Raw genomic sequence first — 12,541 nt, 5'->3', positions numbered from 1 at the left:
TGCGGTGCTTGGGGAAGCTGCTAATCGAGTCCGGAGAACGAAGGGTAGGCGCTCTCGCCGTGCTGACTCGCATCCAGGCCCAGCGCCTCATCGGCCTCGTCCACACGCAGACTGCCGTGGAACAGTGCCTTGACCACCGCGGCGATTACCAAATCGAGCACCAGCACAATAGCGACCGTCACCACAATGCCCAGAATCTGCGAAACGAGCAGCGACACGTCGCCCGTGTAGAACAGGCCGCCCTTACCGGTCCACGAGAGCTCCGGCACGCAGAACAGGCCCGTGAGCACGCCGCCCAGGATGCCGCCGATACCATGGCAACCGAACGCGTCGAGTGCGTCGTCGTAGCCAAACTTGGTCTTAAGATGGCTGATGGCCAGGTAGCAGACGGGCGATACGATCAGGCCCATAACCAGCGCTGCCCACGGCTCGACAAAGCCCGCGCCGGGCGTGACCACCACAAGTCCCGCAACCAGACCGGTGTTGGCGCCCACCAGCGTGGGGCGACCAGTGTGCACGCGCTCGACGGCAAGCCACGAGACCATGCCCGCCGCGCTGGCCGTCACGGTGTTGAGGATGGCGAGTGCCGCCACGGCGTCGGCCTTAAACTCGCTGCCGCCGTTAAAGCCAAACCAGCCAAACCAAAGCAGGCCGGCGCCCAGCGCTACAAACGGCACGTTATGCGGACGATAGCTCACCATGCCAAAACCACGACGACGGCCGAGCATTAAGCAGAGAATCAGGCCCGTAAGACCGGACGAAATGTGCACCACGTCGCCGCCGGCAAAGTCGAGTGCGCCGATAATGTCACCGATAAAGGAGCCCTCGCCGCCCCAAACCATGTGGGCAAGCGGCGCATAGACCACAAGCAGCCAAATGCCCAGGAAGGCCGTCATGGCACCAAACTTAACGCGGCCGGCCAGGCTGCCCGTGACGATAGCAGCAGTGATCATGGCAAATGCCATCTGAAAGGCGATGTTGATGATCTGAGGGTAGACGGCGCCGTCAGTGGCATTGCCCTCGGCCGCCTGCAGCACCTGGTTGAGCACCGGAAGGCACAGTAGCTGGTCAAGGCCTCCAATAAACGGGCTGGAACCGTCGCCGCCGTAGGCCAGCGACCAGCCGGCAACAATCCACAGCACGCCAACCAGGCCAATGGCGCCAAAGCACATGAGCATGGTGTTGATGACATTTTTGCGCCTAGACAGGCCGCCATAGAAAAACGCCAGACCCGGTGTCATTAAAAACACGAGCATGGTGCAGATGAGCATAAACGTTGTCGATCCCGTATCGTACATTCGCTCCCCCTTGATCGCATGAACGTTGTCGGCGCCCATAATGCGGCCGAGGGGCAACTGGTGTAGACCAGATACGGCGTTGTTAAACGCTGCGTTGTCGAATGGAAACGGTGCCGCAATCTTGGAAACGGCACGGCAACGGACGCGAAACGGACGGGAAATACGCGAGCAAGGGAGCCGTGAGCACGCCCATCCCGGCTAGCGCCGAAACAGCTCGCGGGCGCGGTCGCGGAGATTAGTTGCTCGAATGACACCTTCGTAGCGATTGATGCGCAGACGCGGGAAGGCATTGAAAAAGCGCAGGTCGCGGCGGCTGAGCGACACGCTCGGCACCGGACGGCTCATGCGCTTGCCGGCAAGGCGACGACTGAACGACGGACGCGGCATGCTCGGCGCGGCATCGGCCACGCGGCGGGCAGCGAGCGCCAGGCCGCGAGCACCATCCGCGATAAACGTCGGCATCGAAGCCTTCTCGCGCAGGGCATCGAGCGTCGCATCGCCCAGCTCCGCCAGCCACGCGTTAACGGCACGGCTGCGGATGTGCGTCTGTGCCACCGAGTCAATCGTCGAATCGGGAATGCGCTCAAGCATTGAGTCCGAGGCATCGGCAAGCGACTCATTAATGCGGTCGGCAAGGTCGGCCCGGACGCGCTCCAGCTGATCAGACAGACGCCGCCAGCTCGCCAACGAGCACACCGCGTCGACCATCATCGCGACCGCGACGATAAACGCGGACAGCCGCACAATCAGCACCGGCAGATGGGCAAGCAGGCCCAACACCGCCGGCTCCACCACGCGGCAAATACACAACGCACCCAGGCCAAACGCGCATGCCCAGTACAGGCAGATGCGTCCGTGCAGGTTAAACGGCAGGTGCGAATAGTCCCAAAAGCGAGCGCCCGTTGTTTTTTCCAATAGAAGGCCCACACTGTACTCAATCACGCTGCATACGAGCGCTGCAGCGACAAACTGGCTCGAGGCATCCGGAATCCCACGCAACAGCAGCCAGCAGGCAATGCCGCCCGCGCCATAGATGGGGCAGCACGGCCCAAGCAAAAAGCCACTGTTGGCAAATCGTCCGTGATTGAGCATGGCGCATACTGTCGACTCCCATGCCCAACCGCAAAACCCGTAAAAGGCAAACGAGAGCACCAGTGCCGAGAGTGGGCAGGTGGCAAGCGTCGCGCCGTCAAATGCCATGTCGATCGCGGTCCCCACCGTCTACCCTCTCCTCTTTTCGCTCGATTCGCCACTCACGTCATCGTCCGCCTCGTCCTTGCGCCGCAGACGACCGGCGACCGTCTCGCGCAGAGCGCACCATTTATCTGCCAGGCATACAATCCAAGCCTCACGACACGTCGGCGGCACTGGCACCAGCGGAAACATATGCCGCACGATAATATTCCGTTCGCGCGGCGTCAGCTCAAAATCTTCCTCCGCACGTGCCAGGGCAAAAAACGGGTGACGAAAGCCATGCAGCCGATGGCTTGGGTCGGGATCGTGCCAGTCATAGAGAAAGTAATCGTGCAGCAGGGCCCCGCGCAGCAATGAAGCACGGTCGACCGAAATGCCAGCACGGCCCAAGCGCTCGGCAAAGGACAGGCTCGCCCGCGCTACTGAAGTCACATGTGCATAGACCGTCACGTCGCCATGCTGGATAAACTCGTGTGTCAGGTCCAAGCGGCCCGCCTGGGCCAGCTGGCGGGCGGCATAGTCGACCTCGTGCGCGATTTCTTCGGCACGAACGGCATCGGACATGCTGCCTCCTTCCAGCGACTCACGGCGACAAGCCACGGCCTGTGCACAATCGATAAAACATCATGGAACATATCAGTATGGCATCGGACAAAACGTTTTGCCCCACCAGTTGGCGAATTACCGCGCCGCCGTCACATATCAAACGCCAAAATGTGCGAGACTGTTTTGTGCAATTGTGCCGGCCGAGGGAGTGCCGGCGCACGATTCGCATGGAGTAACCCACAACGATGCTGCTTACGCAAACGACAACGCCCGAGGACGTCAAGGCTCTTAATCGCGCCGAGCTCCCGCAGCTCTGCGGCGAGATCCGCCAGGCAATCCTCGAAAGCTCCGCCGCCGTCGGCGGGCACGTTGCCCCCAACTTGGGCGTCGTTGAGCTTACGGTTGCGCTTCATCGCGTATTTGACTCCCCCATCGACAAGATTGTCTTTGACGTTTCGCACCAGACCTACGCCCACAAGGCGCTGACCGGGCGCGCGTACACTTATATCGATCCGGAGCGTTATGGTGAGGCTTCTGGCTTTGCCAATCCCGACGAGTCCGAGCACGACCTGTTCGCCATGGGTCACACCTCGACCTCGGTGAGCTTGGGCTGCGGCCTGGCGCACGCTCGTGACCTGGCGGGCGATGCATACAACGTCATTACCGTTATTGGCGACGGCTCGCTTTCGGGCGGCCTGGCGTTTGAGGGCTTTAACAATGCCGCCGAACTCGATAGCAACCTAATCATCATCGTCAATGACAACGACCAGTCCATCGCCGAGAACCACGGTGGCCTCTATCGCAATCTGGCCGAGCTGCGCGCCAGCAACGGCACCTGTGAGCGCAACGTTTTCCGCGCGATGGGGCTCGACTACCGCTACCTGGACGCCGGTAACGACGTGTTGGCCCTCGTCGACGCGTTGCAGGAACTGCGCAATATCAATCATCCCATCGTGCTGCACGTTTCCACCGCCAAGGGCAAGGGCTTTGAGCCAGCCCAGAGCGATCCCGAGCGCTGGCATCATGTGGGGCCCTTCGATATGGCAACCGGCCGCAAACTTTGCCCGGGCCATCCGAGCGAGCCTGCGCCGCGCACCTATGCCGACATTACGGGCGAGGCGCTCAGCGCCGCCATCGAGCGCGATCCGCAGGTCGTTGGCATCACGGCCGCCACGCCCTACATCATGGGCTTTACACCCGAGCTTCGCGCTGCCGCTGGCAAACAGTTCGTCGATGTGGGCATTGCCGAAGAGCATGCCGTAACCTTTGCCACCGCGCTTGCGCGCTCGGGCGCTAAGCCGGTCTTTGGCGTGTACGGTACGTTCCTGCAGCGCGCCTACGACGAACTGTGGCACGACCTGTGCCTCAACGACGCCCCCGCAACCATCCTAGTGTTTGGCGCGTCGATCTTTGGCACCACGTCCGAGACGCACCTTTCGTTCTTTGATATTTCCATGCTGGGCGGTCTTCCCAACATGCACTACTTGGCGCCGGCCTGCATGGAGGAATATCTGTCCATGCTGAACTGGTCGCTCGATCACCGCGAGCATCCCGTGGCGATCCGCGTACCGGGCATCGGCCTGGTAAGCCGTCCCGACCTTGCGCCCGCCGAAGACACCGACTACAGCGCCGTTCGCTACAACGTGGTGCGCCGGGGTCGCGACGTTGCCGTGCTCGCACTTGGCGATTTCTTTGAGCTGGGCGAGCGCGTGACAAACCGCTTGGCTGCCGAGTACGGTATCGAGGCCACGCTCGTCAACCCGCGCTATGCAACCGAGCTTGACCGCGAGTTCCTCGACAGTCTCGCCGCCGAGCATCGCGTTGTCGTCACCCTCGAGGACGGCATCTTGGACGGCGGCTGGGGCGAGCGCGTCGCGTGCTATCTGGCCTGCACGCCTGTGCGCACGCGCACCTTCGGCATCGCCAAAGGCTTCCCCGACCGCTACGACCCCAACGAGCTGCTCGCTCAGAACGGCATGACGGTCGAGAACATGGCCGCCGAAGCCGTAAGGCTACTCAACGAGTAAAAAACCTCCGCAAGGGAAGCACCCCTGCGGAGGTTTTTGTTTTCACAGCTCAATTATCTCAATCTGTAACATCTAGGGCCCGAATTCCCGTCTAACTGTTACAGATCTAGATAAGACGTCTTAGTCCCAGACCTTTGTCTCAATCTGTAACAGATAGAGACCTTTTGGCCCTCCAGATGTTACAGATTGAGACAAAACAGCGAGGCGGGCCGCCACATCTGCAAGAACCACCACAAAGGTGCCTGTCCCCTTTGTAGTGGTTTTAAGTCATGGTCGGTGCGAAAAACGAATAACCGTTCATACGCGATCTCCTTACTTATATATGCGTCGCGTTGCCGCCATTATAGCGACCGCTGTGATCGATCATGCCGTCTGCAAAACGCTATTTCAGCTGCAATATTCGACGTTTGCCCAGATAAAACCTGCCAAAATAAACCTGTCCCTTTTTAGTAGGTACAATAACCCATAAGGTAAGTATGTTTCTGAGTTATTTCGTGTTGACCCATTTGAGCGCGATAGGGTATAACTCTACTCAACCGCTAGGGATTTTATTGAGAAAGGTGTTCTACCATGAGCAAGAACCTCTCCCAGCAGGTCGTTCTCGACCGCCGCGGCTTCGTTGCCGCCACCTTCGCAACCGTCGCCGGCCTTGGTCTTGCCGGCTGCTCCGACACCAGCGCCGAGGCCGACAAGGGTTCCGCCGCCGGTTCCTCCAAGAGCTCCGAGGATACCGAGGCTTCCACCACGCTCGACGCCAAGGCATTCGACAAGCTCGTCGGCAACGGCCCCAAGGCCGATGACGATGCCGTCGCCGCCAGCACCTGGGCCACGGCCGTCAAGGACGCCGGCGTCTTTAAGATCGGTGGCGTTCAGACTTCCACGCTCTTCTCCCTCCTCAACGAGAAAGACGGTCAGACCCGTGGCTTCGATGCCGGTATCGCGCAGCTCCTGTCCAACTACATCCTGGGCGAGAACAAGGTCGAGATCACCCAGGTGACCTCGGACACGCGCGAGTCCGTCCTGCAGAACGGCCAGGTCGACGCTGTCTTCGCCACCTACACCATCACTGACGAGCGCAAGAAGCTCGTCTCCTTTGCCGGTCCCTACTACTACACCCAGCAGGCTATCCTAGTGCTCGCCGACAACGACGACATCAAGAGCGTCGACGACCTGGCCGATAAGAACGTCGCCGTCCAGTCCGGCTCCAACGGCCCCGCCATTCTGGAGGAGTTCGCCCCCAAGGCCAGCCAGCAGGAGTTCAAGACCGACGAGGAGGCCCGTCAGGCACTCCAGCAGGGTCGCGTTGACGCCTACGTCATCGATAACAACATGCAGCAAAGCGCCCTGGTCCGCGAGCCCGGTAAGTACAAGATCGCCGGCAAGCCCTTCGGCAGCAAGGAGCCCTATGGTATCGGCCTGCCGCTCGATTCCGACGGCGTCGCCTTTGTCAACGACTTCCTTAAGAGGATTGAGGACGATGGCACTTGGACCGAGCTGTGGCAGATCTGCATCGGCGACCGTACGGGCGACACCAATGTTCCCGAGCTGCCCGAGATCGGCGCCTAGGCAGCGAGCCTGGTAACGGCCGCAACGAAACCATATGGAAACGCATGATGCGCTTTATTGCGGTAAACTGTTTCCTCACTGAGTTGTCGGGGCTTCCGTACACACGGGAGCCCCTTTCCTTATCGGCAGGAGGTCCGCATGAGTCTCTCCGAGCTCTGGTCGCTCTATGGCCAGAACTATATCGACGCGCTGCTAGCAACCTGGGTCATGACGCTTGAGTCGTTTGCCATCGCCATGGTGCTGGCCGTCGCCGTCACCGTGATGCGTGTGTCGCCGCTCAAGCCGCTGCGCGTCTTTGGCGACCTGTATGTCCAGGTCTTCCGCAACATCCCCGGCATCGCGCTGCTCATCATCATCGTCTACGCGCTGCCGCCGCTCAAGGTCGTCCTGCCCTACCGCACCTGCGTTATCGTCGCCACGGTCCTTTTGGGCTCGGCCTTTGGTTCCGAAAACTTTATGAGCGGCATCAACACCGTCGGCGTCGGCCAGGTGGAAGCCGCCCGCTCGCTCGGCATGAGCTTCAGCCGTATCCTCGCTAAGATCGTGATTCCGCAGGCGCTGCGTTCGAGCGTGCTGCCCATGACCAACCTCTTTATCGCCGTCATGCTCACCACCGCGCTCGGCAGCCAGGTGCCGCTTAAGCCGCAGGAACTCACCGGCGTGGTGAGCTACATCAATACCCGCTCGCTCGGCGGCGTCGCCGCGTTCTTTATCTCGGCGCTCGGCTACCTGGGCACGGCCTTTGTGGTGAGCCACATTGGCAACTACATCGATAAGAAGGTGAGGATCCTCCGATGAGCAAGCATTCCACCTCCGCGCTCACCATGCGCGATGCGCTCTACGAGGCTCCCGGCCCCAAGATGCGCGCCAAGATTCGCATCGGCACCGCCATCTCGCTTGTTGCTGTCGCCGCGCTCGCCATCCTGGTACTGCAGCGCTTTTATGTGACCGGTCAGCTTTCGGTCCACTATTGGTATTTCTTTACGCACCTCACTACCTGGAAGTTCTTGCTTGCCGGCTTTGAGGGCACCGTTAAAGTCGCACTCACCGCTGGCGCCATCGCGCTGGTGCTGGGCTTAGCCCTTATGCTCGGCCGCACCAGCGGCATCAAGCCGCTACAGCTGGTCTGCCGCGTGCTCACCGATTTCTTCCGCGGTGTGCCGAGTCTGCTGTTCATCTACTTCTTCTTTTTGGTGCTGCCCCAGTACAAGATCGCGCTACCGTCGTTTTGGATGCTCACGCTTCCCGTCGCGCTCGCCGCAGCTGGCGTACTTGCCGAGATCTTCCGCGCCGGCGTCAATGCCGTGCCGCGCGGTCAGGTCGAGGCAGCCCAGGCGCTCGGTCTCTCCAAGGCCAAAATCACCTTTAAAATCGTGTTGCCGCAGGCTATTCGGTTTATCATTCCGTCCTTGATTTCACAGCTCGTGGTCGTAGTCAAAGACACCACCGTCGCCTATGTGGTGAGCTACCCCGACCTCATGCAAAATGCCCGCGTGCTCATTACCAACTACGATGCCCTCGTGTCGGTCTACCTGGTGATCGCAGTCATCTACATCCTCATCAACGTCGCGATCAACAAGGCCGCTGTCTATGTTTCGCACAAGACCGGCGCGACCATCATCCGCTAACGCTTTACCATTTCTAGTCATAAGGAGCCGAGCACCATGGCACAGAGCACCTCTTCCACCGGCAATCAGCCGCTGATCGAGCTCAGGCACGTCGATAAGCACTATGGCGATCTACACGTCCTCAACGACATCAATCTCTCGGTTGACCGCGGCGAGGTCGTCGTTGTGATCGGACCCTCGGGCTCAGGCAAATCGACCATGTGCCGCACCATCAACCGCTTGGAGACCATCGACTCGGGCGAGATCCTCATCGAGGGCGAGCCCCTGCCGCAGGAGGGCAAGGATCTTGCCCGCATGCGTGCCGAGCTGGGCATGGTGTTTCAGCAGTTCAACCTGTTTGCGCATATGACCGTACTGCAGAACGTCATGCTGGGGCCGGTCGATGTACTGGGCGTGTCCAAGGAGGAGGCTCGTGGGCGCGCCATGGACCTGCTGAGCCGCGTGGGCGTTGCCGAGCAGGCCGATAAGGTGCCCGCACAGCTCTCGGGCGGCCAGCAGCAGCGCGTGGCCATCGCCCGTTCACTCGCCATGCAGCCCAAGGCCATGCTCTTTGACGAGCCCACAAGCGCCCTTGATCCCGAGATGATCAACGAGGTACTCGAGGTCATGGTCCGTCTGGCCCAGCAGGGCATGACGATGATCGTCATCACGCACGAGATGAACTTTGCCCGCCGCGTGGCCGACCGCGTCGTGTTTATGGCCGACGGCCAGATTGTGGAAACCGGCACGCCCGACGAGTTCTTCGACCACCCCCAGACCAAGCGCGCCCAGGACTTCCTCAACTCCATCAAGGGTCACTAACCCAATTGCCACGCGGGCAAATTCATCAGTAACGTTTGCTCCGCGCCACCCCTGTGCCATGTCCACCCGGATTCGAAAGCTACGCCCATGATCGGAACCCGCACCTCATCGTCCTACACTCCGCACGTCGACGTCGATCCCGCCGACCGTCCGCTCATCCTGGTCGCACCACGCTGGGAAGAAGCGAAACCCTATTTGAGCGAGACGCTCTCCCCCAACGAGGAGATTGCGAGCGTCTTTGTCGATGCCATCCTTGCCGCCGGCGGCCTGCCGCTGCAGATGTCCATCACCGAGGACATTGAGGTCATCCGTCATTACGTCGATATCGCCGACGGCATCGCCATTCCCGGCGGCCCCGATGTCAATCCCAAACGTTGGGGCGATGATCGACCCTACGACCCCACCCTCTGCTGCGAGATCCGCGATAGCTTTGAGTTTAAGCTGGTCGGCGAGGTGCTCCGCGCCAAAAAGCCGCTCTTTACCACCTGCCGCGGCACGCAGTTGCTCAATGTCGCCACCGGCGGCACCCTGTGCATGGACGTGCCAAGCCTGGGCGCGCGCGAGGGCCGCACGCAGTGGCGCCATACCCACGTGCTCAACGACCCCGTGCATCCCGTCGAGGTCGTGCCGGGCTCGTTGCTGGAGCGCGCGCTTGGCGGGCACAGGCTTATCCAGACCAACTCCGCACACCACTGCTGCATCGATCGTCTGGGTAAAAGCACGCGCTTGGTCGCCAAGGCAACCGATGGCGTGCCCGAGTGCATCGAAGTCGAAGGCCAACCCTTCTGCCTGGGCGTGCAATGGCATCCCGAGTACACCTGGCAGACGCTCGAAACCGACTTTAACCTCTGGAAGTCGTTTGTCGAGGCGGCAGCCAAGGTCAAGCAGGCCCGCTAGCACGCGAACCACTCAGGTTAAAGCCTCCTAAGCCGGGGGGGCGGACACCAGCTACGGTGCCCGCCCCCCTGTATTTGATATGCTCGGTATGATTATCCCTCACAAACAATCAGAGAAATCTCGACCGCAATCGGTCGACAGTAAAGCAAATGATAAAAACGCTTGCTACGTTTATGAGGCAGTCAATTAAAATCGAGATGCATTGACCATTCCCCAACGGGGTCACGCCGCAAATCCACATGAGCATCGAGGCTGGAAGCGGAAGCATGGAATTGGCCCCGATCTGTATGTAGATCGCTACGACGTTGACAAGCAACAGCATGCCAATCGGACCGAAGCCGGACCCAAAATAGGAAACAACGATTACGCAAGAAACCACGTATGCAAGGCAGGCAGCGGCAGCAAGAACAAGTCGATAGCAAAATACATGCAGGTTGAAATACTGCTGAGCATCCGAAACGATTGCGCAGTTAAGACAGTACAAAACGACACTCGACAGGACAAACGCGCCCAAAAGGGCAAAAGAAGATAGCACCACTCGCGCAACGATAGCGCACACACGCTTCCCTCCCCGAGCCTCCGACAACCCCCACGGTTCCTCGACAAAGCCCGAACTGACAAAGCGCGGCACAATGCAAGCCGCGATGAACGGAAAGAACAATGCATGGGCCAACGGGGCTACGTTGAACAGCAGACCGCGAAAAACCTCTGCATTGCCAAATAGAAGGACATCCTCCGCCGATAGCCGAAGCGTCGGGTCTGGGAAAAAACCCAAGAAACTGTTCTCACGGAGGCTACAGAACCACATCGGGAAAGAATTAAGCTGCAATATCACCATGTACGCATAAATTACCAGGATTAAGGCGTACGCCCATTTGCTCACATGCTTCAATTCTGACTGGAGAAGTCTTTTAATCTGACGAGCCATTGAGCACACCCCCAGCGCGAAAGCTCAAGAGAGCGTAAATCAATACCGATAGACAGCTGGCTGCCACGCCATATCCCAGAAGCGTCAGCTGCCCCATATCGCTATACCCAAGGGCACATCCGACTCCAAGGTACGGCCCCGGAAGGAAGAAGATCCATCGCAAGGATGGTATAGGTGCCTGAAGGAAGGCTCCGTAGAGCGTCAAGCTCATGACAAATCCAACTATCACCACGGCCCCGCTCAATACAGCGCTGCCCGTTATCCGATAGATGGTCACCGTCTCCAGCGCAACCGATATCACCAATACGGCGTTGACTATCATTGCAGGCAAAAATACAGTTAGTATGTTGTGCGAGTAGTTATGCCCTCCACGTATTATGGCTATTGCAAAAAGAAGGAGGCAAAGCGCGCTATACGCTGCGCCAATTATTAAAGCAGACGAAAATGCATGGGCTAGAGCCCCATAAAAGCGGTTGAGACCTCTTGCCGAAGAAATTCGGTGCCCCTCTTTATAGCCATGCTCCTGTAAAAGCACCAAACAAACGATGAGTGGAACGAACAGGGATGTACCGGCAAAAGCGCTGCGCGCAAGGGACTCATCAGGCGCAGAAGGATCGATTGCATTCCAGAGGAAACCAATATCCTCCCCACAAACGCCATAGCCAAAGACGAGCAACGTTGTTCCGTTTTTTAGAAAGATGCCGAAGAGAAGGCCGAACGCCAACATAAGCGCAAGACCAAACTTCGCCGGAAATATCCTGTGCCAACGCATCATATCTGCCTTTATGGGATGGATCGCCCGCTTCATAGCGAGACCGCCTTCATCAAGCGCCTGTAATACTCTTTTAGGGATGGCGCCTCATCCCTTATGACGTCCATCGATTCCTTTTTTAGCAGTTCACCGTCATGAAGAAACAGGCAGCTTGTTGCAACCGATGCCAGCTCATCCAAGTCGTGGCTAGAGATAAGCATGGTTTTGCCCTGCTCCCGATTCAATCGACCGATAAGGGCCCATATACTCTCGATGCCCAACGGATCCAATCCATTTGCCGGCTCATCGAAAATTAGTACGTCGGTGTCGCCCAATAAAGCCGTAGCTATATCCAGTCGCCGTTTCATTCCCAGAGAAAAACTGCTCACGCTCTTTTTCTCATCGACGTCCAGCCCGACCAGGCCCAAGACGCGAGGAATCTCACGTTTCTCATCGAGCCCCCATTCCGCACATCGGATCCGAAGATTCTCAGCCGCACTGAGAGATTGGTATGCTCCGCAAGAATCTGGCACATAGCCGACACGCGTCCGCATCAGGCTCAGCTCTTTTTTCGACTTGCCTCCAAAGAGCTCCACGCTCCCCGACGATGGCTCACAGAGGCCCAGCACTATTTTAATAAGCGTGCTTTTGCCCGCCCCGTTTGCACCAACAAGGGCGCAAAGCTCAGACTGATCCACCTCGAAGGAAACGTCATGCAAAACGCGCCGTTTCCCGTAGCGCTTTGACACCCTTGATAGCCTTATCGTTGATGCGTTCATTGGCCTCCCGTTCCGCTTGATAGCAAAACCGCTCATATCGTTCCTTCTTTACTTTATCGTTTTCCATAGTTGTTATTGTTTTTCGATAACTCATATTTGTCAAGATAATCTAAAAGAAAGAACCCG

Annotated in this window: 12 protein-coding genes; 6 read left to right on the top strand and 6 right to left on the bottom strand. The window is 58.8% G+C overall.

Features of this window, described 5'->3' with window-relative positions:
- Window positions 1-20 precede the first annotated feature (20 nt).
- From DWY51_RS05195 to DWY51_RS05185, 3 genes are all read right to left on the bottom strand, one after another.
- The gene (locus tag DWY51_RS05195) at window positions 21-1,298 is read right to left on the bottom strand and encodes an ammonium transporter (protein WP_117770087.1); all 1,278 of its coding nucleotides are present in this window, start codon (window positions 1,296-1,298) and stop codon (window positions 21-23) included.
- Between the two features lie 198 nt (window positions 1,299-1,496).
- The gene (locus DWY51_RS05190) at window positions 1,497-2,516 is read right to left on the bottom strand and encodes a putative ABC transporter permease (RefSeq protein WP_233504629.1); all 1,020 of its coding nucleotides are present in this window, start codon (window positions 2,514-2,516) and stop codon (window positions 1,497-1,499) included.
- 3 nt (window positions 2,517-2,519) lie between these two features.
- Window positions 2,520-3,056, bottom strand: a complete 537-nt coding sequence (locus tag DWY51_RS05185) for an HD domain-containing protein (protein ID WP_117770086.1) — start codon at window positions 3,054-3,056, stop codon at window positions 2,520-2,522.
- Window positions 3,057-3,283: 227 nt separating this feature from the next.
- Here DWY51_RS05185 and DWY51_RS05180 point away from each other — a divergent pair, with 227 nt between their 5' ends.
- From DWY51_RS05180 to DWY51_RS05155, 6 genes are all read left to right on the top strand, one after another.
- On the top strand, window positions 3,284-5,065 hold the full coding sequence (locus DWY51_RS05180; protein ID WP_117770085.1) for a 1-deoxy-D-xylulose-5-phosphate synthase: 1,782 nt from the start codon (window positions 3,284-3,286) through the stop codon (window positions 5,063-5,065).
- 570 nt (window positions 5,066-5,635) lie between these two features.
- Window positions 5,636-6,631, top strand: a complete 996-nt coding sequence (locus DWY51_RS05175; RefSeq protein WP_117770084.1) for a glutamate ABC transporter substrate-binding protein — start codon at window positions 5,636-5,638, stop codon at window positions 6,629-6,631.
- A gap of 138 nt (window positions 6,632-6,769) precedes the next feature.
- Window positions 6,770-7,429 (top strand): amino acid ABC transporter permease, encoded by a 660-nt coding sequence (locus DWY51_RS05170; protein ID WP_117770083.1) that lies wholly within the window; start codon window positions 6,770-6,772, stop codon window positions 7,427-7,429.
- On the top strand, window positions 7,426-8,259 hold the full coding sequence (locus DWY51_RS05165; RefSeq protein WP_117770082.1) for an amino acid ABC transporter permease: 834 nt from the start codon (window positions 7,426-7,428) through the stop codon (window positions 8,257-8,259). The genes DWY51_RS05170 and DWY51_RS05165 overlap by 4 nt, the downstream gene beginning before the upstream one ends.
- Window positions 8,260-8,295: 36 nt before the next feature.
- Window positions 8,296-9,060: an amino acid ABC transporter ATP-binding protein gene (locus DWY51_RS05160; protein WP_117770081.1), complete on the top strand. Its 765-nt coding sequence runs from the start codon at window positions 8,296-8,298 to the stop codon at window positions 9,058-9,060.
- Window positions 9,061-9,147: 87 nt separating this feature from the next.
- On the top strand, window positions 9,148-9,957 hold the full coding sequence (locus tag DWY51_RS05155) for a gamma-glutamyl-gamma-aminobutyrate hydrolase family protein (RefSeq protein WP_055286831.1): 810 nt from the start codon (window positions 9,148-9,150) through the stop codon (window positions 9,955-9,957).
- Between the two features lie 109 nt (window positions 9,958-10,066).
- Here DWY51_RS05155 and DWY51_RS05150 read toward each other — a convergent pair whose 3' ends face one another.
- From DWY51_RS05150 to DWY51_RS05140, 3 genes are read right to left on the bottom strand one after another with little or no spacing between them, the layout of a single operon-like run.
- The gene (locus tag DWY51_RS05150) at window positions 10,067-10,885 is read right to left on the bottom strand and encodes a hypothetical protein (protein WP_117629930.1); all 819 of its coding nucleotides are present in this window, start codon (window positions 10,883-10,885) and stop codon (window positions 10,067-10,069) included.
- Entirely contained in the window at window positions 10,869-11,693 is an 825-nt protein-coding gene (locus DWY51_RS05145) for a hypothetical protein (protein WP_117629929.1), read from the bottom strand. The genes DWY51_RS05150 and DWY51_RS05145 overlap by 17 nt, the downstream gene beginning before the upstream one ends.
- Window positions 11,690-12,451: an ABC transporter ATP-binding protein gene (locus DWY51_RS05140; RefSeq protein WP_117629928.1), complete on the bottom strand. Its 762-nt coding sequence runs from the start codon at window positions 12,449-12,451 to the stop codon at window positions 11,690-11,692. The genes DWY51_RS05145 and DWY51_RS05140 overlap by 4 nt, the downstream gene beginning before the upstream one ends.
- Window positions 12,452-12,541 lie beyond the last annotated feature (90 nt).

The organism is Collinsella sp. AF25-2LB (genome assembly GCF_003458415.1).
Taxonomy (GTDB): domain Bacteria; phylum Actinomycetota; class Coriobacteriia; order Coriobacteriales; family Coriobacteriaceae; genus Collinsella.
Note: the sequence above shows the minus strand (reverse complement) of the source record. Positions and strands in the feature narration are given on the sequence as shown.

What these genes read in the sequence shown, in the direction of transcription:
- DWY51_RS05195 (WP_117770087.1), bottom strand. Translation starts at nt 1,298, where the DNA reads ATGTACGATACGGGATCGACAACGTTTATGCTCATCTGCACCATGCTC.
- DWY51_RS05185 (WP_117770086.1), bottom strand. Translation starts at nt 3,056, where the DNA reads ATGTCCGATGCCGTTCGTGCCGAAGAAATCGCGCACGAGGTCGACTAT.
- DWY51_RS05180 (WP_117770085.1), top strand. Translation starts at nt 3,284, where the DNA reads ATGCTGCTTACGCAAACGACAACGCCCGAGGACGTCAAGGCTCTTAAT.
- DWY51_RS05175 (WP_117770084.1), top strand. Translation starts at nt 5,636, where the DNA reads ATGAGCAAGAACCTCTCCCAGCAGGTCGTTCTCGACCGCCGCGGCTTC.
- DWY51_RS05170 (WP_117770083.1), top strand. Translation starts at nt 6,770, where the DNA reads ATGAGTCTCTCCGAGCTCTGGTCGCTCTATGGCCAGAACTATATCGAC.
- DWY51_RS05165 (WP_117770082.1), top strand. Translation starts at nt 7,426, where the DNA reads ATGAGCAAGCATTCCACCTCCGCGCTCACCATGCGCGATGCGCTCTAC.
- DWY51_RS05160 (WP_117770081.1), top strand. Translation starts at nt 8,296, where the DNA reads ATGGCACAGAGCACCTCTTCCACCGGCAATCAGCCGCTGATCGAGCTC.
- DWY51_RS05155 (WP_055286831.1), top strand. Translation starts at nt 9,148, where the DNA reads ATGATCGGAACCCGCACCTCATCGTCCTACACTCCGCACGTCGACGTC.
- DWY51_RS05150 (WP_117629930.1), bottom strand. Translation starts at nt 10,885, where the DNA reads ATGGCTCGTCAGATTAAAAGACTTCTCCAGTCAGAATTGAAGCATGTG.
- DWY51_RS05145 (WP_117629929.1), bottom strand. Translation starts at nt 11,693, where the DNA reads ATGAAGCGGGCGATCCATCCCATAAAGGCAGATATGATGCGTTGGCAC.
- DWY51_RS05140 (WP_117629928.1), bottom strand. Translation starts at nt 12,451, where the DNA reads ATGAGCGGTTTTGCTATCAAGCGGAACGGGAGGCCAATGAACGCATCA.